This is a genomic window from Actinosynnema sp. NPDC049800, from assembly GCF_040656635.1.
Classification (GTDB): domain Bacteria; phylum Actinomycetota; class Actinomycetes; order Mycobacteriales; family Pseudonocardiaceae; genus Actinosynnema.
The window spans coordinates 48,179-70,692 of record NZ_JBFAMT010000026.1; the positions used below are offsets into that span (position 1 = coordinate 48,179).

At 70.2% G+C, this 22,514-nt stretch carries 25 protein-coding genes; 10 read left to right on the forward strand and 15 right to left on the reverse strand.

Features of this window, described 5'->3' with window-relative positions; translation table 11 throughout:
- The first annotated feature begins 17 nt into the window (after positions 1 to 17).
- The 3 genes from AB0I91_RS26175 to AB0I91_RS26185 all read left to right on the forward strand — a co-directional run bounded on the left by AB0I91_RS26175 (position 18) and on the right by AB0I91_RS26185 (position 2,019).
- Entirely contained in the window at positions 18 to 212 is a 195-nt protein-coding gene (locus AB0I91_RS26175) for a DUF3046 domain-containing protein (RefSeq protein WP_498773752.1), read from the forward strand.
- Positions 213 to 384: 172 nt separating this feature from the next.
- Positions 385 to 1,428, forward strand: coding sequence for a recombinase RecA (recA, locus tag AB0I91_RS26180; RefSeq protein WP_498773754.1), 1,044 nt, complete (start codon positions 385 to 387; stop codon positions 1,426 to 1,428).
- A 36-nt stretch (positions 1,429 to 1,464) separates the two neighbouring features.
- On the forward strand, positions 1,465 to 2,019 hold the full coding sequence (locus tag AB0I91_RS26185) for a regulatory protein RecX (RefSeq protein ID WP_499639334.1): 555 nt from the start codon (positions 1,465 to 1,467) through the stop codon (positions 2,017 to 2,019).
- Between the two features lie 37 nt (positions 2,020 to 2,056).
- On the opposite strand, the gene AB0I91_RS26190 is transcribed toward AB0I91_RS26185, so the two are convergent.
- Together AB0I91_RS26190 and AB0I91_RS26195 are read right to left on the reverse strand one after the other, a co-directional pair.
- On the reverse strand, positions 2,057 to 2,314 hold the full coding sequence (locus tag AB0I91_RS26190; RefSeq protein WP_499615480.1) for a hypothetical protein: 258 nt from the start codon (positions 2,312 to 2,314) through the stop codon (positions 2,057 to 2,059).
- A gap of 137 nt (positions 2,315 to 2,451) precedes the next feature.
- Positions 2,452 to 3,141, reverse strand: coding sequence for a YqeB family protein (locus AB0I91_RS26195; RefSeq protein WP_498773758.1), 690 nt, complete (start codon positions 3,139 to 3,141; stop codon positions 2,452 to 2,454).
- Positions 3,142 to 3,195: 54 nt separating this feature from the next.
- Between AB0I91_RS26195 and AB0I91_RS26200 the strand changes: the two genes are divergently transcribed.
- Positions 3,196 to 3,837 carry an HAD family hydrolase gene (locus tag AB0I91_RS26200; protein WP_499639289.1) on the forward strand — a complete coding sequence of 214 codons (642 nt, stop codon included), beginning with the start codon at positions 3,196 to 3,198 and terminating at the stop codon, positions 3,835 to 3,837.
- A 161-nt stretch (positions 3,838 to 3,998) separates the two neighbouring features.
- Here the strand turns inward: AB0I91_RS26200 and eda are convergent, their stop codons facing one another.
- A complete protein-coding gene (eda, locus tag AB0I91_RS26205; protein ID WP_498773762.1) occupies positions 3,999 to 4,637 on the reverse strand; it encodes a bifunctional 4-hydroxy-2-oxoglutarate aldolase/2-dehydro-3-deoxy-phosphogluconate aldolase in 639 nt (212 codons plus the stop codon).
- Positions 4,634 to 6,499: a phosphogluconate dehydratase gene (gene edd, locus AB0I91_RS26210; RefSeq protein ID WP_499615488.1), complete on the reverse strand. Its 1,866-nt coding sequence runs from the start codon at positions 6,497 to 6,499 to the stop codon at positions 4,634 to 4,636. The genes eda and edd overlap by 4 nt, the downstream gene beginning before the upstream one ends.
- 227 nt (positions 6,500 to 6,726) lie before the next feature.
- Here edd and AB0I91_RS26215 point away from each other — a divergent pair, with 227 nt between their 5' ends.
- From AB0I91_RS26215 to AB0I91_RS26230, 4 genes are all read left to right on the forward strand, one after another.
- A complete protein-coding gene (locus tag AB0I91_RS26215; protein ID WP_498773766.1) occupies positions 6,727 to 7,023 on the forward strand; it encodes an Rv0250c family protein in 297 nt (98 codons plus the stop codon).
- 118 nt (positions 7,024 to 7,141) lie between these two features.
- Complete coding sequence (sdhC, locus tag AB0I91_RS26220; protein ID WP_387488424.1) at positions 7,142 to 7,903, forward strand: succinate dehydrogenase subunit SdhC; 762 nt, start codon at positions 7,142 to 7,144, stop codon at positions 7,901 to 7,903.
- Between the two features lie 9 nt (positions 7,904 to 7,912).
- Positions 7,913 to 9,790, forward strand: a complete 1,878-nt coding sequence (locus tag AB0I91_RS26225; protein ID WP_499615492.1) for a fumarate reductase/succinate dehydrogenase flavoprotein subunit — start codon at positions 7,913 to 7,915, stop codon at positions 9,788 to 9,790.
- A 1-nt stretch (position 9,791) separates the two neighbouring features.
- A complete protein-coding gene (locus AB0I91_RS26230; RefSeq protein ID WP_498773771.1) occupies positions 9,792 to 10,544 on the forward strand; it encodes a succinate dehydrogenase/fumarate reductase iron-sulfur subunit in 753 nt (250 codons plus the stop codon).
- A gap of 46 nt (positions 10,545 to 10,590) precedes the next feature.
- Here the strand turns inward: AB0I91_RS26230 and AB0I91_RS26235 are convergent, their stop codons facing one another.
- The 5 genes from AB0I91_RS26235 to AB0I91_RS26255 form a co-directional block, all read right to left on the reverse strand.
- Positions 10,591 to 11,013, reverse strand: a complete 423-nt coding sequence (locus tag AB0I91_RS26235) for a type II toxin-antitoxin system VapC family toxin (protein WP_498773773.1) — start codon at positions 11,011 to 11,013, stop codon at positions 10,591 to 10,593.
- Entirely contained in the window at positions 11,010 to 11,267 is a 258-nt protein-coding gene (locus AB0I91_RS26240; protein ID WP_498773775.1) for a type II toxin-antitoxin system Phd/YefM family antitoxin, read from the reverse strand. The genes AB0I91_RS26235 and AB0I91_RS26240 overlap by 4 nt, the downstream gene beginning before the upstream one ends.
- Before the next feature lie 52 nt (positions 11,268 to 11,319).
- The gene (locus tag AB0I91_RS26245) at positions 11,320 to 12,531 is read right to left on the reverse strand and encodes an MFS transporter (protein ID WP_499639292.1); all 1,212 of its coding nucleotides are present in this window, start codon (positions 12,529 to 12,531) and stop codon (positions 11,320 to 11,322) included.
- 74 nt (positions 12,532 to 12,605) lie between these two features.
- Positions 12,606 to 13,433, reverse strand: coding sequence for a TetR family transcriptional regulator (locus AB0I91_RS26250; RefSeq protein WP_499639294.1), 828 nt, complete (start codon positions 13,431 to 13,433; stop codon positions 12,606 to 12,608).
- A complete protein-coding gene (locus tag AB0I91_RS26255) occupies positions 13,373 to 13,561 on the reverse strand; it encodes an ADP-ribosylglycohydrolase family protein (protein ID WP_499639296.1) in 189 nt (62 codons plus the stop codon). The genes AB0I91_RS26250 and AB0I91_RS26255 overlap by 61 nt, the downstream gene beginning before the upstream one ends.
- Before the next feature lie 44 nt (positions 13,562 to 13,605).
- Between AB0I91_RS26255 and AB0I91_RS26260 the strand changes: the two genes are divergently transcribed.
- Complete coding sequence (locus AB0I91_RS26260) at positions 13,606 to 13,962, forward strand: hypothetical protein (RefSeq protein ID WP_498773783.1); 357 nt, start codon at positions 13,606 to 13,608, stop codon at positions 13,960 to 13,962.
- 263 nt (positions 13,963 to 14,225) lie between these two features.
- Here the strand turns inward: AB0I91_RS26260 and AB0I91_RS26265 are convergent, their stop codons facing one another.
- The 3 genes from AB0I91_RS26265 to AB0I91_RS26275 form a co-directional block, all read right to left on the reverse strand.
- A complete protein-coding gene (locus AB0I91_RS26265) occupies positions 14,226 to 17,075 on the reverse strand; it encodes a vitamin B12-dependent ribonucleotide reductase (protein ID WP_498773785.1) in 2,850 nt (949 codons plus the stop codon).
- Between the two features lie 109 nt (positions 17,076 to 17,184).
- Positions 17,185 to 17,643, reverse strand: a complete 459-nt coding sequence (gene nrdR, locus AB0I91_RS26270; RefSeq protein ID WP_033437157.1) for a transcriptional regulator NrdR — start codon at positions 17,641 to 17,643, stop codon at positions 17,185 to 17,187.
- Between the two features lie 365 nt (positions 17,644 to 18,008).
- Positions 18,009 to 18,506: a LysM peptidoglycan-binding domain-containing protein gene (locus AB0I91_RS26275; RefSeq protein ID WP_499639298.1), complete on the reverse strand. Its 498-nt coding sequence runs from the start codon at positions 18,504 to 18,506 to the stop codon at positions 18,009 to 18,011.
- A gap of 242 nt (positions 18,507 to 18,748) precedes the next feature.
- Here AB0I91_RS26275 and lexA point away from each other — a divergent pair, with 242 nt between their 5' ends.
- Entirely contained in the window at positions 18,749 to 19,426 is a 678-nt protein-coding gene (gene lexA, locus AB0I91_RS26280) for a transcriptional repressor LexA (RefSeq protein ID WP_238598522.1), read from the forward strand.
- A 19-nt stretch (positions 19,427 to 19,445) separates the two neighbouring features.
- On the opposite strand, the gene AB0I91_RS26285 is transcribed toward lexA, so the two are convergent.
- Genes AB0I91_RS26285 through AB0I91_RS26295 form a run of 3 tightly spaced genes read right to left on the reverse strand, consistent with a single transcriptional unit; the run spans position 19,446 to position 22,455 of the window.
- On the reverse strand, positions 19,446 to 20,435 hold the full coding sequence (locus tag AB0I91_RS26285) for a hypothetical protein (protein WP_499639300.1): 990 nt from the start codon (positions 20,433 to 20,435) through the stop codon (positions 19,446 to 19,448).
- Positions 20,436 to 20,472: 37 nt separating this feature from the next.
- Complete coding sequence (gene hflX, locus AB0I91_RS26290; protein WP_498773792.1) at positions 20,473 to 21,918, reverse strand: GTPase HflX; 1,446 nt, start codon at positions 21,916 to 21,918, stop codon at positions 20,473 to 20,475.
- 42 nt (positions 21,919 to 21,960) lie between these two features.
- Complete coding sequence (locus AB0I91_RS26295) at positions 21,961 to 22,455, reverse strand: ArsR/SmtB family transcription factor (protein WP_372470452.1); 495 nt, start codon at positions 22,453 to 22,455, stop codon at positions 21,961 to 21,963.
- Between the last annotated feature and the right edge of the window lie 59 nt (positions 22,456 to 22,514).

A 22,514-nucleotide genomic window follows, 5' to 3' on the forward strand; every position in this document is an offset into this window, starting at 1 on the left:
GCGTTAGGCTGGACCCGATGCGCATCACGATGTTCCGCAAGCTGATGGCCAGGGAGTTCGGCCAGGTCAGGGCGGAGATGGTGGCCCGGGACCACGTGCTGTCCGCCCTCGGCGGTCGGACTCCCGACCAGGCGTTGGAGGCGGGTCTCGAGGCCAAGGAGATCTGGCTGGCCGTCTGCGACGCCTTCGACGTGCCGGAACAGCGGCGGTGACCCGGCGTGTCGACCCGGTGGTCGAACACCTGTTCGGCTACACTCCCCGACACGACCGGGTGACACCACCCCGCGGGTGACCTGGTCCCCACCGGAAAATGTCGGACCCCACCCGTAACGTCGGCCCCGACATCGCACCGCGAACCCAAGACACTCCGAGGTGGACTTCCAGATGGCACCCCAGGCACCCGACCGGGACAAGGCCCTCGAACTGGCCCTGGCCCAGATCGACAAGCAGTACGGCAAGGGCTCGGTCATGCGGCTCGGCGACGAGGTCCGCGCCCCGCTCCAGGTGATCCCCACCGGTGCGATCGCGCTCGACGTCGCGCTCGGCATCGGCGGCCTGCCCCGCGGCCGCGTGATCGAGATCTACGGCCCCGAGTCCTCGGGTAAGACGACGGTGGCGCTGCACGCCGTGGCCAACGCCCAGCGCGCCGGCGGCATCGCGGCGTTCATCGACGCCGAGCACGCGCTCGACCCGGACTACGCGAAGAAGCTGGGCGTCGACACCGACGCGCTGCTGGTCTCCCAGCCCGACACGGGCGAGCAGGCGCTGGAGATCGCGGACATGCTCGTCCGCTCCGGCGCGCTCGACATCCTGGTCATCGACTCGGTGGCGGCCCTGGTGCCCCGCGCCGAGATCGAGGGCGAGATGGGCGACAACCACGTGGGTCTGCAGGCCCGGCTGATGAGCCAGGCGCTGCGCAAGATCACCGGCGCGCTCAGCAACTCCAACACCACCGCGATCTTCATCAACCAGCTGCGCGAGAAGATCGGCGTGATGTTCGGCTCGCCCGAGACCACGACCGGTGGCAAGGCGCTGAAGTTCTACGCGTCGGTGCGGCTGGACGTGCGGCGCATCGAGACCCTGAAGGACGGCGGCGAGCCGGTCGGCAACCGCACCAGGGTCAAGATCGTGAAGAACAAGGTGGCCCCGCCGTTCAAGCAGGCCGAGTTCGACATCCTCTACGGCCAGGGCATCAGCCGTGAGGGCTCGCTCATCGACATGGGCGTCGACCAGGGCATCCTGCGCAAGTCGGGCGCCTGGTACACCTACGAGGGCGACCAGCTGGGCCAGGGCAAGGAGAACGCGCGGAAGTTCCTGCGCGACAACCCGGACGTGGCCAACGAGATCGAGAAGCGGATCAAGGACAAGCTGGGCATCGGCGCCACCCTCGACGCCGAGGAGCCCGCCGCGGCGCCGGTCGAGTTCTAAGCCGGCGTGGCGGGACGAGGTGGCCGTGGTCGCGGGCTGTCCCGCGACCCTTCGGCCGAGGACACCGAGCCGCGCCCGGTCGACCCGGCGAAGGAGCAGCGCAAGGCGACGGACATCTGCTACGCGCTGCTCACCGCCCGGGCCCGTACCCGCGTCGAGCTGAAGGACGCCCTGCTGCGCAAGGGCATCAGCGAGCAGACGGCCGAGCTGGTGCTGGCCAAGTTCGACCGGGCGGGCCTGATCGACGACGCCGCGTTCGCCGAGGTCTGGGTCCGCTCGCGGCACGCGCACCAGGGCCTGGCCCGCCGTGCCCTGGCCGTGGAACTGCGGCGCAAGGGCGTGGCGGACGAGGTGGCGGCCGAGGCCGTCGCCGCGGTGGACGACGAGGCCGAGGAAGACCGGGCGCGCGACCTGGTGCGCAAGAAGCTGCGCATCATGGCGGGCCTGGACGACACCACCAAGATCCGCCGCCTGGTCGCCGCCCTGGCCCGCAAGGGCTACGCGGAAGGCCTGGCCTACCGCGTGGTCCGCGAGGAACTGCGCCGGGCCGGCGAGGACACCACGACGTTGGACGACCTGGCTCAGGACTGAAGGGCGGACCGCCGCCGGGAGCGGATGCGGCGACCGGTCACCGCGGGCCGAGGCCCGGCTTGAGGGCGAACAGGTCGTCGGGCGGGTCGACCACCGCGTCGAAGCCGGCGCCCACCCGGTGGTCCGGCCGGTGCCGGCCGCGGTAGGTCGCGTCGAACGGCGGCACGTCGTCACCGCTGATGCGCAGGCCCAGCACCGAGGTGTCGGGCCCTTCCTCTTGGTGGACCACCTCCAGCCCGACGACCACGCCGACCAACGCCCACCACGGCCAGTCGAGGTCTTCGAGGTACCACACCGCGAGTGGGATCAGAGCGCACAGCCGGCACAGCACCGCGCTGCCCCCTGAGCCACAACCGCCCACCCGCGCCGTCGGTCTCCGCCTGCCTGGCGTTCCCGCCCCCGCCGGTGATCACTCCGTGAGCGTATGCGCACTCACGGCAGCGTTCGGGTGAGACGCCAGTACTGGCGCTTCTTCTCCTCGCGCACGACGACGCCGAGCCGGCTCAACTCCTCCCGCAACTCGGCGGCGTCCTCCTTGTCCTCCTTGCGCAACGCCTCGGCCCGCACCTTCAGCAGCGCGTTCGCCCCGGGCGGCAGGTCCGGCGTGCCGTCGACCCACCGCCGGTAGTCCTCCCGGTACGGGTCGCCGTCCAACCACTGGTAGCCGTGGGTCTGGAAGGCCTCGGCCAGCACCTCCGGCTTCAGGTCGTGGCTCTCCCGGGCCAACTCGCCGGTGTCCACGCCGAGCAGCACGAGCTTCTTGCCGTCCAGGAACACCCCGGACACCAGCGTCCGGTCGAAGCTGCGGTGCCGGCCGCCCCTGAGCAGTTCGACGCCCTCGTTGAACACCTCGACCACCAGCCGCTCGTGCGCCGCGATCCCGGCCACCACCAGCCCGAGCAGCGCGCCGACGGCCACCGAGCCGATCGTCGCCCACGGCTCCGGCACGGACGCCACCAACCGGAACGGTCCCTGCATCGGGGCCCACGACAGGTCGGCCACCCACCCGGCGATCGACTTCAAGCCCCACACCACGAGCGCGCCCAGCACCGGGAACCCGACCGACACCAGCGCCACCTGCCCGCGCGGCTCGGCGACCACCGTGGTTCGTCGCGCGTCCATCCCCCACTACCTCCCCAGAAGTGAGCACTCAACCTATCGTCGTAACCTGTTCGAGTGAGGATCAGGGCCGACCACGTCGTCTGGGACTGGAACGGCACCTTGTTCGCCGACAACGACGCCGTGCTCGCCGCCGTCAACCGGGTCTGCGCGGACTTCGGCCACGCCGCCATCACGCTGGAGCACTGGCGCGAGGTGTTCAGCCGCCCGATCAAGGACTGCTACGAGCGGATGTTCGGCCGTGCGCTGACGGCGGCGGACTGGGCTCGCATCGACACCGTCTACCACGCCGAGTACCGCGCGTTGATGGACCGCTGCGGGCTGGCCACCGGCGTGCCCGACCACCTGAGGGCGCTGCGGCACAGCCAGTCGCTGCTGTCCATGTGGTTGCACGACGAGCTGGTGCCGCTGGTCGCCCGCTTCGGGCTCGGCGAGCTGTTCAGCCGGGTCGACGGACTCAAGGCCGCGGGTGACGGCGGCTCGAAGGCCGAGCACCTCGCCGAGCACCTGGCGGCCCTGCGGCTGCGCCCGCGCGATGTCGTGCTCATCGGCGACGTGGCCGACGACGCCGAAGCCGCCAGGCACGTCGGCGCGCAGGTCGTCCTGGTCGCCACCGGCACCAGCTCGCGCGCGGTGCTCGAACGCACCGGCGCACCGGTCGCCGACTCGATCCCCGAAGCCCTCGCCCACCTGGCCTGACGACGAGGGCGCCTCCCCGTCACGGGAAGACGCCCTCCGTCGAGATCAGACCACCGGAACGCCCGGGTTCAGCGCACCCGGAACGCCTGGGTTCAGACCACCGGAACGCCCGGGTTCAGCGCACCGGAACGTCCGGGACCAGCGCACCGGAACGTCCCGGGTCAGAGCGCCGACGCGGCCCGCGCCAGCTCTTCGATCCGCGCCCAGTCGCCGGCCACCAGCGCGTCCTTGGGCGCGAGCCACGACCCGCCGACGCACCCGACGTTCGGCAGCGCCAGGTAGTTCGGCGCGGTCGCGGGCGTGATGCCGCCGGTCGGGCAGAACCGCAGGCCGGGCAGCGGACCGCCGATGGACTTCAGGTAGTCCACCCCGCCCGCGGCCTCGGCCGGGAAGAACTTCAGCGACGTCAGCCCGCGCTCGGCCAGCCGCATCGCCTCCGACACGGTCGCCGCGCCCGGCAGGAAGGGCAGCCCGGTGTCCTCGGCCGCGTCCAGCACCCGGTCGGTCGACCCCGGCGTGACGAGGAACGCCGCACCGGCCTTGGCCGCCTGCTCGGCGTGCTCCGGCGCGGTCACGGTGCCGGCGCCGATCACGATGCCCGGCACCTCCGCCGCCACCCGCTCGATCGCGGCCAGCGCGGCCGGCGTGCGCAGCGTCAGCTCGATCACCCGCACCCCGCCGCGCAGCAACGCCTCCGCCAGCGGCACGGCGTGCTCGGCGTCGTCCACGACGACGACCGGGATGACGGGGGACAGCGCGAGCAGGTCCGCCGCCGTCGCGTGAGCCGGGGCGTTGGTCACCGGGACACCTCCTGGTTGAACTGGCCTTCGAAGTGCGAGGCCGCGATCGGTCCGAACACGCTCGCGCCCCGGTCGGCGGGCCCGATCGCCCGGCGCAGCGCGGCGAACAGCTCCCGGCCCGTGCCGGTCCACGCCTGCGCGTCCGGCGGGAAGTCCACCAGATCGCGCGCGGCCAACTCCGCCGGGTCCACGAACGCCTCCAGCGTGCCGGTCTCGGCGTCCAGCCGCAGCACGTCGCCGTCACGCACGCGGGCCAGCGGACCGCCCACGGCCGCCTCCGGGGTGACCTGGATCGCGGCCGGGATCTTGCCCGACGCGCCGGACATCCGGCCGTCGGTGACCAGCGCGACCTTGAAGCCCCGGTCCATCAGCACGCCCAGCGCGGGCGTCAGCTTGTGCAGCTCGGGCATCCCGTTGGCCTGCGGGCCCTGCTGCCGCACCACCACGACCACGTCCCGCTCCAGCTCACCGGCCTGGAACGCGGCGCTGAACGCCTCCTGCGAGGTGAACACGCGCGCGGGCGCCTCCACGACCCGGTTCTCCGGCTTGACCGCCGACACCTTGATCACCGCACGGCCGAGGTTGCCCGACAGCATGCGCAGGCCGCCGTCGGCCGCGAAGGGCTCCGAGGCGGGCCGCAGCACGTCGGTGTCCAGCGAGCGCGGCGGGCCCGGCCGCCACATCAGCACGCCTTCCACCAGCACCGGCTCCTGCCGGTAGCGGTCGAGCCCGGGGCCGGCCACGGTCGTCACGTCGGCGTGCAGCAGGCCCGCGTCCAGCAGGGTGGAGACGAGGAACGGCACGCCACCCGCGGCCTGGAAGTGGTTGATGTCCGCCGACCCGTTCGGGTAGACGCGGGCCAGCAGCGGCACCACCGAGGACAGCTCGGAGAAGTCGTCCCAGCTCAGCTCGATGCCCGCGGCCGACGCGATCGCGACCAGGTGCATGGTGTGGTTGGTCGACCCACCGGTGGCCAGCAGCGCGATCACGCCGTTGACCACGGACTTCACGTCCACCACGTGCCCGATCGGGGTGTAGTCCTCGCCACGGCTGATCTCCACCGCGCGCCGCGCGGCCTCCTCGGTCAGCGCCTTGCGCAGCTTGGTGCCCGGCGGCACGAAGCTCGCGCCCGGCAGGTGCAGGCCCATGACCTCGACCACGAGCTGGTTGGAGTTCGCCGTGCCGTAGAACGTGCAGGTCCCGGGGCTGTGGTAGGACTGCGCCTCGGCTTCGAGCAGGTCCTCGCGGGACGCCTTGTTCTCCGCGTACAGCTGCCGCACGCGGGCCTTCTCCGAGTTCGGCAGGCCGGAGCTCATCGGGCCCGCGGGCACCAGGATCGCGGGCAGGTGCCCGAACGACAGCGCGCCGATCAGCAGGCCGGGCGTGATCTTGTCGCACACGCCGAGCAGCAGCGCCGAGTCGAACATCTCGTGCGACAGGGCGATGCCGGTGGCCATCGCGATGACCTCGCGGCTGAACAGCGAGAGCTCCATGCCCGCGCGGCCCTGGGTGATGCCGTCGCACATGGCGGGCACGCCGCCCGCGAACTGCGCCACGCCGCCGACGGCCCGGGCCGCGTCCTTGATCCACGCGGGGTACTCGTGCATCGGCTGGTGGGCGGACAGCATGTCGTTGTACGCGGACACGATCGCCACGTTCGGGCGACGCAGCGCCCGGAGGAGGTCTTTGTCACCGCCCGTGATCCCGGCGAAGCCGTGGGCCAGGTTGCTGCACGCCATGTCGCGGCGGGCGGGGCCGTCTTGCTGGGCTTGGGCGAGTCGTTCCAGGTAGGCGGACCGGCCGGCGGCGCTGCGGGCGGCGATTCGAGCCGTCACTTCGGCGACGACGGGATGCACGCTCATGGTTCGCTGTCTCCGGTGGTGATCACGGGCCGTGGTGGGCCCGGTGGGACGACAGCGCTGGCGTCGCACGGACGGACGTGACAGCAGGCACAGTATGTCACGACACATGATCGTGACAAAAACGATTCAGATCCTGGGACGCGACTCGGGACACACTGTGGTTCTTGTCACAAGGGCTTCCGCTTGGCAGAGTCGGCACACGGATCGACCCGAGGGAGGTGCTGACCATGACGTCCTCCGAGATCGTGGAGCTGCGTCGGGCGCTTGGCCAACTGCGCCACTGCGTCGGCGGCCTGCGCGCGCGGTACGGCGACGTGGCCGCGGTGCAGAGGCTGGCCAACGACGTCGAGCGCATGGACATCGACGCGACCGAGCTGGCGGAACTGGACAGCACGCCACGGCCGCGTGAAGCGCCTCGGGTCGAGAGGGAGGTCGTCGTCGTCCCGGACACGCCGTACGACCCGAAGCTGTGGCACGACGCCGACGACGAAGGACTCGGCGGCTACCGCAGTCACCGAACCTGAGCTGAGGAGAGGACCGGCCCCCGCGTGCGAACGCGGGGGCCGCTCCCGTTTCAGGGCCGGTGATGTGTCCCAAACCACAATGTGTCCCGCACCACAACGACGTGGAACGAGGTGAGGTATGAGGGCGCAGATCGCCCAGCGCACGTTGCGCACAGACCGGTGGTGGCTACCGCCGCTGGCGACGTTCGCGGGCCTGCTCCTGATTTCGATCTACGCGGCCGTGCGGACCTTCATGGGCGACTACTACTGGGTGGACGAGTACCGCTACCTGACGCCCATGTACTCGCCGTGCCTGACCGAGGAGTGCCTGCCGAACGCGGCGCACTTCGGCCGCCTGCTGCCCGAGCTGCCGGGGTTCCTCACCCCGCCGGTGATCATCATCCCGTTCCTGCTCGGCTTCCGGGTGACCTGCTACTACTACCGCAAGGCGTACTACCGGGCGGCGTGGATGTCCCCGCCCGCGTGCGCGGTGGCCGAGCCGCACGCCAAGTACACCGGTGAGACCCGCTTCCCGCTCATCGCGCAGAACCTGCACCGGTACTTCTTCTACGCGGCGTCGCTCCTGCTGCTGATCAACATCTACGACGCGGTCTTCGCGTTCAGCACCGGCATCGGCCTGGGCAACATCGTGCTGCTGGTCAACGTCGGCCTGCTCGGCGCGTACACGCTGTCGTGCCACTCGTGCCGCCACATCGCGGGCGGGCGGCTGAAGCACTTCTCCAAGCACCCGGTCCGGTACTGGGCGTGGACGCAGATCTCCAAGCTCAACGCCAGGCACATGCAGCTGGCGTGGGCCTCGCTGATCTTCGTCTGCGTCACGGACCTCTACGTCGCGCTGGTCGCCTCCGGGACGATCGCCGACCTCCGATTCGTCAACTGAGGAGTGGTTTTGCCCGAGCTGGAACGGCATTCGTTCGACGTGCTCGTGATCGGTGCCGGCGGTGCGGGGTTGCGCGCCGCGATCGAGGCCCGTGAACACGGGATGCGCACGGCGGTGCTGTGCAAGTCGTTGTTCGGCAAGGCCCACACGGTGATGGCCGAGGGCGGCATCGCCGCGGCCATGGGCAACGTGAACTCGAACGACAACTGGCAGGTGCACTTCCGCGACACCATGCGCGGCGGGAAGTTCCTGAACAACTGGCGGATGGCCGAGCTGCACGCCAAGGAGGCGCCCGACCGGGTCTGGGAGCTGGAGACCTACGGCGCGCTGTTCGACCGCACCAAGGACGGTCGGATCAGCCAGCGCAACTTCGGCGGCCACGAGTACCCGCGCCTCGCGCACGTCGGCGACCGCACCGGGCTGGAGCTGATCCGCAGCCTCCAGCAGAAGGTCGTGTCGCTGCAGCAGGACGACCACGCCGAGACCGGCGACTACGAGTCGCGGCTGAAGGTGTTCCAGGAGTTCACCGTCACGGACCTGGTGCTCGACGACGGCAAGGTGGCCGGCGCGTTCGGCTACTGGCGCGAGTCGGGCCGGTTCGTGCTGTTCGAGGCGCCCGCCGTGGTGCTCGCGACCGGCGGCATCGGCAAGTCGTTCAAGGTCACGTCGAACTCGTGGGAGTACACCGGCGACGGCCACGCGCTGGCCCTGCGCGCGGGCGCGTCCCTGATCAACATGGAGTTCGTGCAGTTCCACCCGACCGGCATGGTCTGGCCGCCGTCGGTGAAGGGGATCCTGGTCACCGAGTCGGTCCGCGGTGACGGCGGCGTGCTGCGCAACTCCGACGGCAAGCGGTTCATGTTCGACTACATCCCCGAGGTGTTCAAGGACAAGTACGCCGACAACGAGGCCGAGGCCGACCGCTGGTACGCCGACCCCGGCAAGAACCGGCGGCCACCGGAGCTGCTGCCGCGCGACGAGGTGGCGCGTGCCATCAACTCCGAGGTCAAGGCCGGTCGTGGGTCCGAGCACGGCGGCGTGTTCCTGGACGTGTCCACGCGCCTGCCCGCCGAGGAGATCATGCGGCGGCTGCCGTCGATGCACCACCAGTTCAAGGAGCTGGCGGACGTCGACATCACCGCGCAGCCGATGGAGGTCGGGCCGACCTGCCACTACGTGATGGGCGGCGTGCAGGTCGACCCGGACACGGGCGCGTCGTCGGTGCCGGGGCTGTTCGCGGCGGGCGAGGTGTCCGGCGGGATGCACGGCTCGAACCGGCTCGGCGGCAACTCGTTGTCCGACCTGCTGGTGTTCGGTCGCCGTGCGGGCGCGGGCGCGTCGGACTACGTGGCGGGGCTGCCCGCCCGGCCGGTGTGCTCGGACGAGGCCGTCGCCGAGGCGGAGCGGACGGCCGTGGCGCCGTTCTCCGGTTCCGACGGTGGCGGCGAGAACCCGTACACGCTGCACATGGAGTTGCAGCAGGCGATGAACGACCTGGTCGGCATCATCCGCAAGGCCGAGGAGATGGACCAGGCGATCAAGCGCCTGGAGGAGCTGAAGCGGCGCGCCGCGACCCTGGTGGTCGAGGGGCACCGGCAGTTCAACCCCGGCTGGCACCTGGCGCTCGACCTGCGGAACATGCTCGTGGTCAGCGAGTGCGTGGCGCGTGCCGCGCTGCTGCGCACGGAGAGCCGCGGCGGGCACACGCGGGACGACTACCCGGGCATGGACGCCGACTGGCGGCGCAAGCTGCTGGTGTGCACGCTCTCCGGCTCCTCGGTCGAGGTGGTGGAGGAGCCGCAGATCCCGATCCGGGCGGACCTGCTGGCGTTGTTCGAGCACAGCGAGCTGCAGAAGTACCTGACCGCCGACGAGCTGGAGGGCTGACATGGGGTACCAGGGGCACTTCCGGGTGTGGCGCGGTTCGGACGAGGGCGGTGGTCTGGAGGACTTCACCGTCGAGGTCAACGAGGGTGAGGTCGTCCTCGACGTGATCCACCGGTTGCAGGCGACGCAGACGCCCGACCTGGCCGTGCGGTGGAACTGCAAGGCGGGCAAGTGCGGGTCGTGCTCGGCGGAGATCAACGGCAAGCCGAGGCTGCTGTGCATGACGCGGATGTCGGTGTTCGCGGAGGACGAGACGGTGACCGTGACGCCGATGCGCACGTTCCCGGTGATCCGCGACCTGGTCACGGACGTCTCGTACAACTACCAGAAGGCACGTGAGGTCCCCGCGTTCAAGCCGCCGAAGGGCGTGGCGCCGGGGGAGTACCGGATGCAGCAGGTCGACGTGGAGCGCTCGCAGGAGTTCCGCAAGTGCATCGAGTGCTTCCTGTGCAACAACACGTGCCACGTGATCCGCGACCACGAGGAGAACAAGGAGTCGTTCGCCGGGCCGCGGTTCCTGATGCGGGTGGCCGAGCTGGAGATGCACCCGCTCGACGAGGCCGACCGGGTGCAGGAGGCGCAGTCGTCGCACGGCCTGGGGCTGTGCAACATCACGAAGTGCTGCACGGAGGTGTGCCCGGAGCACATCAAGATCACCGACAACGCGTTGATCCCGATGAAGGAACGCGTGGCCGACCGGCGTTACGACCCGATCGTCTGGCTGGGCAACAAGCTGTTCCGCAACAAGGCCTGACCCGACTTCCCTGCCCCCGCCGCATGGCAGGGGCAGGGAGCTCGGCTCACCGCCCGTGGGTCGCGGTGAAGGGGTTCAGGAGCCGTGCCCCCGTCGACGTGACGTCGTCGACGTTCCGCGTGACCAGGGTCCACCCGTGCACCAGCGCCGTTGCCGCCAACAGGCCGTCGACGACAGGCAGGGGATCGGGGACGTTGAGCCGCCCCCAAGCTTCGGCGACGTCAGCGGTGACAGGGACGATCCGGTCACCGTAGACATCGACCAACTGCCCCAGCCACCGCTCGAAGACACCGGCCTGGGCCGGGTCTCGCCGAGCCAGCCGGTCGATGCCCTGTCTGATCTCGCCGACGACCAACACGCTGAGGAACAGGTCGCTTGCGGGAACCGCCGCGAACCAGGCCGAAACGCCGGGATCCGGCGTCTTCTTGCGGATCTCCGACACCACGTTGGTGTCCAGGAGAAAGCTCACTCGTCCTCACCAAGGTCGACCGCTCGTGCAGGTGCCTGCGACCGGCTGATCTCCAGGTCGACATCGGGAGCGGACCGGAGGAACGCTTTGAAGTCCTCCCCGCCGCCTCGGAGACGTCGGTACTCGGAGATGTCGATGATCACGGCGACCTCCTCGCCGTGCCTGGTGACGAACTGCGGGCCATCGGTCTCGACCGACCTGATCAGCTCGCTGAAGCGTTGTTTGGCTTCCTGCAACTGCCAGTGTCCGTTCATCGCAGCCTCCGGTGTGCTGTCTAGACAGACTAGATGAAGTTGGTTCGGCGTGCTACCCGCCGGTCGTGGTTCGCGCTTCGGCGGGAGTGGGTCCGTCCGGCGCGAGGGCCTTGTCCGACCGCGCGGCCGCGGTCCACCGCCGCACGTCGGGGATCAAGGTGCCGAGGCCGAGCACCGCGAGCACCGCGCCCAGCCACAACGGCGCGCGCAGGCCGTGGTCGGCGATGAGCAGGCCGCCCAGCCACGACCCGATGATGATGCCGGAGGTGATGAACGACCCGTGCACGGTGTTGACCAGCGCGCCGGTGTTGCCCGTGCGCTGGACGCGGGTCACCAGCGCGGGGTTCATCGTGACTCCGACCAGGCCGATGCCGAGCAGGCTCACCACGGCGGGCGCCTTCTCGTCGGCGAAGAGGGCGAAGGTGGTGAGGAAGAGGGCGTTGAGCGCCAGTCCGGCGAGCAGGGCGGGCAGCGCGTGGCGGTCGGCGAGCCGGCCGACCACGTGGTTGCCGAGGAGCGTCGCCGCGCCGTAGGCGATGAGCAGCAACGGGACCGTGCTCGTGGCGAAGCCGGTGACCTCGGTCAGGATCGGGTTGGCGTAGCTGAACGCGGCGAACGTCGCGCCGATGACGCACGTGCTGGTGGACAGCACCAGCCACAGCCTCGGCCGGACGACGGCGCGCAGCTCGGCGCGCACGGTCGTGTCGCCGCCGGCGCGGTCCAGCCGCGGCACGCCCGCGAGCGTGCCGGCGGCGGCCACGACGGTGAGCGCGGCGATGCCCCAGAACGCCGCGCGCCAGCCGAGGTGCGCGCCGAGGAACGTGGCCAGCGGCAGGCCGAGGAGCGTGCCGAGCATCAGTCCGTTGAGGACGGTCGCGGTCGCGCGCCCGCGCAGGTTCTCCGCGACCAGGGCGGAGGTCACCGAGAGCGCCACGCCGAAGAACGCCTGCGCCGCCGCGCCGGTGACGACGCGGGCGGTGACCATCACGCCGTACTCGGTGGCCGTGGCGGCGAGGACGTTGCCGGCGAGGAAGACGGCGAACAGCGCCATCAGCGCGGGCTTGGGCCGGAGCCGGAGCATCAGCACGGTGAGCAGCGGGCCGCCGACGGCCATCGCGGCGGCGAACGCGGTGATCAGGTAGCCGATCTCGGGGATGGTGACGTGCAGGCCGGCGGCCATCTGCGGCATCAGGCCGGCGACGACGAACTCGCTGGTGACCATGGTGAAGATGCCGAGGGCGAGCAGGTGGACGACACGGGGCATGTCGGGGTGCTCCTATTTGTATTGATCTGTCCAAAATGCGGGCGCGCGTGATCGCCTTGGTCTTCCCAGGGTTGCTAGAGGGCTTGCCGGGCGGTGTCCGCGATGGCGTTCAACGTGGGGATGTCCGCGCCGCCCTGGCCTGCGACCCGGATGCCCGCGATGACGGCGTTGACGAACCGCGCCAACTCCGCCGGGTCGCGCCCGGACCTGAACTCACCGTCCCGCAGGCCGGTCGCGATGACCGCCCGGAGCGCGTCGAGCCTGCGCCGCTGGTCGTGCTCGACCAGTTCGGCGGCCTCGGGGTCGCGCCCGGCCAGCTCCACGGTCGTGTTGACGGTCAGGCAGCCGATCCCGCGATCGTCCCGCCGGTTCTCCACCTCGCCCGCGATGATCGCGTCGAACAGGTCGCGCAGGCGTCTGCCGGGCGACCGCGTCTCGTCTTCGAGCAGCGCGATCTGGTTGTCGGTCATCAGCTCGGTGTAGCGGACGAGGGCGCGCTTGAAGAGCTCGTGCTTGCTGCTGAAGGTGTTGTAGATGCTGCTGCGCCCCAACCCGGTGGCGCGGCACAGGTCTTCGGTGGACGTGGCCTCGTAGCCGTTCGCCCAGAACGTGCGCATGGCGGCGTCGAGCGCCTGCTCCTCGTCGAACTCCTTGGGTCGGGGCACGGGGGAGACGTTAGCAGGTTTTGGAACGGCCCATACAAAACCGGGGGTGCGCCCGGATCGGCGCACGAGTCCCACCGGCACGACGCGCATGTTCGCGCCGCAGCCCTTCGAGGAGGCGCCGGTGGCTTCCCGCCACGGCAACCCGGCGGCCAACCTCTCGCACGCCTGCGAGCACGTCATGCCGGGCGCGCGGTTGTTGTCCGGCGACTCCCACCACCGCGCGAAGTGCTCCCGCAACGCGTCCGCGATACCGTCCCGCCCACGCCGTAGCGGTGCTCGATCTCGGCGACGTCCATGAACTCGGTGGGCGCACCCAACGCGTCGCCGATCGCCAATCCCGACAACGCGCCACTGGCTCTCGTCACGGCCGCATCGCAGGTGCGGACCGTGTTGGCGGCGTGGAAAACCGGTGCTGTCCGAGGCCTGCCGCGTGCCGGTCAGTCAGCTCGCTGAAGTGGCTGTGAGCAGATCTGACTCGACTCACAGCCACTCAGCGCGGCGTCAGTGGTTGACTGGCGCCTCCGTCACGAACTACTTCTTCGCGGGGGTCTGTGCCAACGTGCTGGCTGCAGCCGACTTCTCCGCTTTGGTCGACGACGGGTCGCCAAGCACCTTGCCGGCATTCGACGCCGCCTTCGGGCCGGTCTGCCCCTTGCTGCTCGGCGCCTGGGAAAGCGCGCTGGCCGCTGCCGACTTCTCGGCAGCCGTCGACTTGGGGTTCGACAGCACCTTGCTTGCCTTCGAGGCCGCGTTCGGGCCGGTCTGACCGCGGTTGCCGCGAGTCATGGCTGTCACATCCTTGATTCTCGATTTGTGATCGCAGCCAGACCGTGGTCGCATAGTGGTTCTCACGCCGCAGTCGCGACCTCGGTCTGGCTGCACCGAACGCCCGGCCCTTCAGAGGCCGGGCGTTCGTCGTTCCGGCGCCTCTTGCGCCGGTACGTATCGCACATGAGGGCTGGGACGCAGCGGTCCCAGCCCTCATGTCGCTGTTGAGTTGTGATCAGCGCGTCACCGCACGTCGAACGATCAGCTGCAGCCCGAGGTGGAGCCGCAGCCCTCGCACAGGTAGCACGAGCCGGCCGGGCGCATCTTCGTGCCGCACGTCATGCACAGCGGCGCGTCGGCGGCCTTGCCCAGGTGCAGTTCGAGCAGTTCCGTGGAGCTGCCGACCCTGACGTCCTGCGGCTTGGACTTCTTCTCCTCCGGCGCAGGCGTGGTCGAGGTGGCCGGAGCCGCGTCGACCGACGTGCGCAGGCCCTCCAGGTCCACGTCGCCGTTGCCGTAGTCGGACGAGACCTGCGCGGTGCGCTCGTCGGCGGTGAAGATGCCGAGCTGCGCCCGCTTCTCGAACGGCAGGTAGTCCAGCGCCAGGCGGCGGAACAGGTAGTCCAGGACGCTGGTCGCGATGCGGACGTCCGGGTCGTCCGTCATCCCCGCCGGCTCGAAGCGCAGGTTCTGGAACTTCGAGACGTAGAACTCCAGCGGGATGCCGTACTGCAGGCCCACCGAGATGGACATGGAGAACGCGTCCATCACGCCGGCCAGCGTCGAGCCCTGCTTGCCCAGCTTGACGAAGATCTCGCCGAGGCCGTCGTCCGGGTACGACCCGGCGTGCAGGTAGCCCTCCGCGCCGCCCACCGTGAACGACACCGTCTGCGACGGGCGCTTCTTCGGCAGCCGCTTGCGCACCGGGCGGTACTCCACGACCGTCTCGGTCTTGGCCTCCACCGCCGAGGACGCCTTGGCCGACTTGCCCGCCGACAGCGGCTGGCCGACCTTGCAGTTGTCGCGGTAGATCGCCAGCGCCTTCAGGCCGAGCTTCCAGCCCTGGTAGTAGATCTCCTCGACCTCCTCGACGGTCGCCGTCTCCGGCATGTTCACCGTCTTGGAGATCGCGCCCGAGATGAACGGCTGCACCGCGGCCATCATCCGCACGTGGCCCATCGGCGCGATCGAGCGGTCGCCCATGGCGCAGTCGAACACCTCGTAGTGCTCGGGCTTGAGGCCCGGCGCGTCCACCACGTGGCCGTGCTCGCCGATGTACTCGACGATCGCCTCGATCTGCTCCTGCTGGTAGCCCAGCACCTTCAGCGCCCGCGGCACGGTCTGGTTGACGATCTGCATCGAGCCGCCGCCGACCAGCTTCTTGAACTTCACCAGCGCCAGGTCCGGCTCGATGCCGGTGGTGTCGCAGTCCATCATCAGGCCGATGGTGCCGGTGGGCGCGAGCACGCTGGCCTGCGCGTTGCGCCAGCCGTTGCGGGCGCCGATGCGCTGGCACTCCTGCCACGCCTTGGTCGCGACCTTCTGCACCGCGCCGTCGTTCGCGTGGTACGTGCGCAGCATGTCGTTGGCGGCCGAGTGCTTGCGGATGACCCGCTGGTGACCCTCGGCGTTGCGGGCGTAGCCCTCGTACGGGCCGACGATGCCCGCCAGCTCGGCGGACCGCTTGTACGCCACGGCCTGCATCAGGGACGTGATCGCGGCGGCCAGCGCGCGGCCACCCTCGGAGTCGTACGCGTGACCGGTCGCCATGAGCAGCGCGCCCAGGTTCGCGTAGCCGATGCCCAGCTGGCGGAACGCGCGGGTCGTCTCGCCGATCGCGGGCGTCGGGAAGTCCGCGAAGCAGATCGAGATGTCCATCGCGGTGATGATCAGCTCGACGGACTTGGCGAACAGCTCCGCGTTGAACGTGCCGTCGTCGGAGAGGAACTTCATCAGGTTCAACGACGCCAGGTTGCAGCTGGAGTTGTCCAGGTGCATGTACTCCGAGCACGGGTTCGAGGCCGTGATCCGGCCCGACTCCGGCGTGGTGTGCCAGTCGTTGATCGTGCCGTCGTACTGGATGCCCGGGTCGGCGCACTCCCACGCGGCCTGCGCCAGCTTGCGGAACAGGTCCTTCGCGTCGACGTGCTCGATGATCTCGCCGGTCTGGCGGGCGCGCAGGCCGAACTGCCCGCCGTTCTCGTAGGCGTGCATGAACTCGTCCGACACGCGGATCGAGTTGTTCGCGTTCTGGTACTGCACGGACACGATGTCCTTGCCGCCCAGGTCCATGTCGAACCCGGCGTCGCGCAGCGCGCGGACCTTGTCCTCTTCCCGCGCCTTGGTCTGGATGAACTCCTCGACGTCCGGGTGGTCGACGTCCAGCACGACCATCTTCGCCGCACGGCGGGTCGCGCCGCCGGACTTGATGGTGCCCGCGGACGCGTCGGCGCCGCGCATGAACGACACCGGGCCGGACGCCGTGCCGCCGGAGGACAGCAGCTCCTTCGACGAGCGGATGCGCGAGAGGTTCAGGCCCGCGCCGGAGCCGCCCTTGAAGATCAGGCCCTCCTCGCGGTACCAGTTCAGGATCGACTCCATCGTGTCGTCGACCGACAGGATGAAGCAGGCGCTGACCTGCTGCGGCGAGCTCGTGCCCACGTTGAACCAGACCGGCGAGTTGAAGCTGAACACCTGGTGCAGCAGCATCCAGGTCAGCTCGTGCTCGTAGATCTCGGCGTCCTCGGCGGTGGTGAAGTAGCCGTGCTTGACGCCCGCCTCGACGTAGGTCTTCACCACGCGGTCGATGAGCTGGCGCAGGCTGTGCTCGCGCTGCGGCGTGCCCACCGCGCCGCGGAAGTACTTGCTGGTGACGATGTTGGTGGCGTTGACCGACCAGAAGTCGGGGAACTCGACGCCCCGCTGCTCGAAGTTCACCGAGCCGTCGCGCCAGTTCGTCATCACGACGTCGCGGTGCTCCCAGGTGACCTCGTCATAGGGGTGCGTGCCCGCGGTGGTGTAGACGCGCTCCACCTTCAGCTTGGCGTTCTTGTCCCCCGCGCCGTTGCGGGCGGCCGTCTTCTTGCTGGAGCCACCGACGGTCTCCGTCATTCCGACTTCCTCATTCCGTTTCACGAGTTCTCGACGTCCGATGCGCGACCCACGTCCGGGCTCCCCCCGTCCGAGCCGGTCAGGCGCAGTTGTCTTGCGTCGCGTCCGCTCAGTCGTCCGTGAGCTGGGCGGTGCGAAGATCGGCGATCTCCTTCTCGAAGTCCTCGACGGACGAGAAGGAGCGGTAGACGGAGGCGAACCGCAGGTAGGCCACCTCGTCCAGGTCGCGCAGGGGGCCGAGGATGGCCAGGCCCACCTCGTGGCTCGGGATCTCGGCGTTGCCGCCCGAGCGGATGGACTCCTCGACGCGGTGCGCGAGCTGTTGCAGGGCGTCCTCGTCGACCGGGCGGCCCTGGCACGCGCGGCGCACGCCGTTGACGACCTTGTCGCGGCTGAACGGCTCGGTGACGCCGGAGCGCTTGACCACCGCGAGCACGGCTTCCTCCACGGTGGTGAACCGGCGACCGCAGCTGGAGCAGGAGCGCCGGCGGCGGATCACCTGGCCCTCGTCGACCTCCCGCGAGTCGACCACACGAGAGTCGGCGTTGCGGCAGAACGGGCATCGCACGGCTGGTCTCCCCTCCTCCGCGCAGCATCCATCGCGTTAGCCCTCATGGCGGGGAATACCCCAACCTGTGGACTAACTACGTTGGTGTAACCACTAGATGTAGGGGTCAACCTATGCCCGGACCCTACTGCTCCGCAACTCAACACGCGTGTCCCGGACCACTCGATGGGAGGAACGCGCGCTGGGCGACGCACCGGTCACGGACCGCCCTCGGACCCGTCGCAGGTCACCGCCGATTCGCGAACGCAAACGCGCGGGTCGAACGCTCGCGTCCACCGCGTCGAACGCTCAGGACCCCCGAGTTCACCGTTCCGGATGTTGAAACTCGGGGGTCCTGAAGGTTCGACACGCGCGAGGGGGAGGGGTCAAGGGGTGCCGTGGGGGACGACCAGGGACTGGCCGGGGACGACGTCGGTGCCGGGGAGGGAGTTCAGCTCGCGGATGCGGGAGACCACGGCGTCCGGGTCGCTGGCGGGCGCGCTGCGTTCGGCCACGTCCCACAGCGACTCGCCCACCTGGACGTGCACGACGTTGGTCCGTTCGGGGACGGTGGTGGCGCCGGAGGTGTACAGGAAGAGCAGGCTCAGCAGGCCGGCGAAGACGGCCGCGGCCGCCGAGTACGCGATGAACTGGACGGCGGGGTGGCGCTGCGGCCGGACCTCGCAGGCGACCGGCTCGGGCGCGGTGCGGCGCACGGCGAGCGGGCGGGGGCGGGTCGACGGGCGGCGGTTGTCCTTATCGTGTACGTCGAACCGGCGGAGGACCCGTGGTCCGGGTCGCAGTCCCGCGCCGAGTGCGACATCCTCGGCACCGGCGCCGTCGACCAGTTCGAAGCTGTTACGGGTGCCAATGACCACCGCCATGATGTCCTCCAACGCAGGTCATCCGATCATGATCGAACCTGTGTTCGATCGAACGTCCGTGCGAATGTGTACCACTTCGCCGGGCGAAATCGCTAGGACACGCCGAGGTTTACTTCGAACAGGTGTTTGATCTGGACACGGAACGCGACTACCGTCCACAAGTGAAGATCGTCGGAGAAGCCGGCCTGGGCAATCGGGACCGGTGAGGAGGAAGCACCGTGGCACGCAAGACCAGCGAAGACCTGCGCACCGCCGATGTGCCCTCCGCGCCCGAACCGGCGGACATCGCGGGCAACGCCGGGCTCACCCTGCGCCAGCGCAAGGTGCTCGACGTGATCCGCGACTGGCTCGACCGGTTCGGCTACCCGCCCAGCGTGCGTGAGATCGGGGAGGCGGTCGGCCTGACCTCCACCTCCTCGGTCGCCCACCAGCTGCGCGCGCTGGAGCGGAAGGGGTACCTGCGTCGCGACCCGAACCGGCCGCGCGCGGTGGGCGTGCTGCCCGCCGAGATCGTGACCGGCCTCGACCCGGCGTCCAAGCCGACGCCCGCGTACGTGCCCATGCTGGGCCGCATCGCGGCCGGTGGGCCGATCCTGGCGGAAGAGGCCATCGAGGACGTGTTCCCGCTGCCGCGCGAGATCGTCGGCGAGGGTGACGTGTTCCTGCTGAAGGTCGTCGGCGACTCGATGGTGGACGCCGCCATCACCGACGGCGACTGGGTGGTCGTCCGCCAGCAGCCGACGGCGGACAACGGCGAGGTGGTGGCCGCGATGATCGACGGCGAGGCCACCGTGAAGACGTTCAAGCGCAAGGAGGACGGGCACGTGTGGCTGATGCCGCACAACGCGGCCTACCAGCCCATCCCCGGTGACGACGCGTCGATCCTGGGCAAGGTCGTCGCCGTCCTGCGCAGGCTCTAGGCGGGCACTGGTGCGCCGCTCACGCCCGGCGTCGGCGTGAGCGGCGCACCAGCGCGCCCACCAGCACCAACGCCACCGCGCCGCCGCTCACCACCGGCCACGGCGACCGCGGTTCGGTGGCCGGGGGAGTGGTGGTCCCCTCGCCCGTCGACGGCGTGGTTTCCGTCGTGGTCGTCGGCGCGGGCGGCACGGCCAACGCCGCCGCACCCGCCACCGCGCGCACGGTTGACGAAGCGCCCGCGTTGCCGAACTCCGACGCCGACAGCAGCGTGCCGTCCGGGTCGAACGCGAGGGCCTCGCCCTGCGGCTCACCGGCCAGCGGCACCCGCACGGGGTCCGACTCCAGCGCCTTGGCCAGGTCGCCGTCCGGCACCGGGAACAGGTACGCGTCGGTGTAGGTCCGCAACGCCGCCACCCGGCCGTCCCGGGACATCGCGCCGCCCGTGACCAGGCGCGTCACCACGGAGTTCTGCAACGGCCCGCCCGCGGTGTCCGTGGTGCCGATCGACACCCGCGCCACCTGCTCCAGCGGCGTCGGCGCGCCCTCGCTCAGCCCGGACGCCGGCCGGTACACCAACGCCGACCCGATCGTTTCCTTCGTGATGATGTGCGGAATGCCGGAACCGTCGAGCAACAATGCCTCGGCATCGTGCTTTCCGTCAGGATACGTAAGTCGGTACAAACGTGCGCTGCCGTCCGGTGAAACGGCGTGCAAAGCCACGGTTTCGCGCGACTTGCCGTTGTCGCCGGTATCCGCCGCCCACAGGGTTCCGTCAGGAGCCAAAGCGAGATCTTCGACGTCGAACGGGTTCGTCGGCGCGGAGATGGTGCGCGTGATCACGCAGGTGCGGTCGAGCACCTGGACCCGCAACCGGCCGTCGTCGCTGTCGTTCACCGCGAACCACTGCCCGCCGTCGGACGCCAGCCCGGACAGCTCCTCCAGCCGCTGGTCGGTCACCGCGCACACGTCGGCGACGGCCGGCTCCGCCGAAGCGGAACCGGCCGTCATCACCACTCCCAGGACTACCAGCAGCGCGCGCAAGGGCTCAGGCGCGGCTTCCGTTCACGGCGAACTTCTCCAGCACGCCGGCCAGGTCCGGTCGGACCCGGGCGGACAGCTCGGTGCCCTCCTCGGTGTGCCGCTCCTTGAGCACTTCACCCTCGCGGTGCACGCGTGCGACCAGCTCGCCCCGCGCGTACGGCACGAGCGCCTCGACCACGACCTCCGGCCGCGGCGTCATGGCCGCGATGCGCTCGCGCAGCTCGGCGATGCCCTCGCCGGTGTGCGCGGACACGAACACCGCCGTGGGGAACAGGTGCCGCAGCCGGGCCATGCCCAGCTCGCCCACCGCGTCGACCTTGTTCACCACGAGCAGCTCGGTCGGCATCGGGTCGTCCCGCCGCGACGAGATCTCGGTGATCACCTCGCGCACGGCCTTGACCTGCATCTCCGGCATCGCGTCGGAGCCGTCGACCACGTGGACCAGCAGGTCCGCGTCGGCGACCTCCTCCAACGTCGACCGGAACGCCTCGACCAGCTGGTGCGGCAGGTGCCGCACGAAGCCGACCGTGTCGGTCAACGTGTAGGGCAGGCCCTCGGGCGTCTCGGTGCGCCGCGTGGTCGGGTCGAGGGTCGCGAACAGGGCGTCCTGCACCAGCACCCCCGCGCCGGTCAGCGCGTTGAGCAGGCTGGACTTGCCCGCGTTCGTGTACCCCGCGATGGCGACGTTCGGCACCGAGTTGGCCACGCGGCGGTGCCGCTTGGTCTCCCGGATGACGCTCATCGCGGCGATCTCGCGGCGCAGCTTGGAGATGCGCGCGCGGATGCGCCTGCGGTCGGTCTCGAGCTTGGTCTCACCGGGACCGCGCAGGCCCACGCCGCCGTTGCCGCCGCCGGCACGACCACCGGCCTGCCGGGACAGCGACTCGCCCCAACCGCGCAGGCGCGGCAGCAGGTACTGGAGCTGGGCCATCTCGACCTGGGCCTTGCCCTCGCGCGTGGACGCGTGCTGGGCGAAGATGTCGAGGATCAGCGCCGTGCGGTCGACGACCTTGACCTTGAGCTTCTCCTCCAGCTGCCGGAGCTGGCCGGGTGAGAGCTCGCCGTCGCAGATCACCGTGTCCGCGCCGGTGGCGATCACGATGTCGCGCAGCTCGTGGACCTTGCCGGAACCGATGTAGGTGGCCGGGTCGGGCCGGTCGCGCCGCTGCACGAGGCCTTCCAGCACCTCGGAGCCCGCGGTCTCGGCGAGCAGGGCCAGTTCCGCCAGGGACGCGTCCGAATCGGCCGCCGTGCCCTCGGTCCACACGCCGACCAGCACGACCCGCTCCAGCCGGAGCTGGCGGTACTCGACCTCGGTGACGTCCTCGAGCTCGGTGGACAACCCGGCTACGCGGCGTAGCGCGGCACGCTCCTCGAGCGCCATGTCGCCGGTGGACAGCTCGTCCTCGTGGTCGAGCCAGTCGTTGCTGCTGTACGTGTTTTCCGTCATTTGCCCTTCATCGTCCCACGGCACCCCTGCCGGGACGAGTGGTTAATCGCCTGGGTAGAGCGCCAGGTAGATCGCCACGCGTTCCCCGTCGGGGTGGGCCGGCTCGGCTGCCAGCTCATCCAACAACGTCTGGAGGCGCCGTTTTAGTTCCGCGCGGTCGACCCGGGCGACCAGTCGGAACTGGTTCATCGCGGCCGGGCCCACCTCGGCGACCTCGCTCAGGAACGCCTGGAACACCGCCTCGCTGGTCTCCTCGGGGTACGGGCTGCTGCCCTTGTGGAGCTGCCAGGACAGCCCCGTCGACCGGTACGGGATCTCCCGCGCGCCCCGGTTGCCCGTCCGCTCCTCCTGTGCTTCCAGGAAGCCCGCGGCGACGAGTTTGCGCACGTGGTGGAGGGTGGTGGCGGGGTCCTTGCCGAGCCGTTCGGCGATCTCCTTGTTGGTCATCGCGCGGTCGTAGGTGAGGCGGATGATGCGCAGCCGCACGGCCGAGGCCAGGGCGGCGGCCTCGGCGTCGGTCGCCGGACGTCGTTGCACCCGCACAGCCTAGACCGCGGCCGCGCAAGTGATTGACAGTTTCCAATCACTCCCGCGAC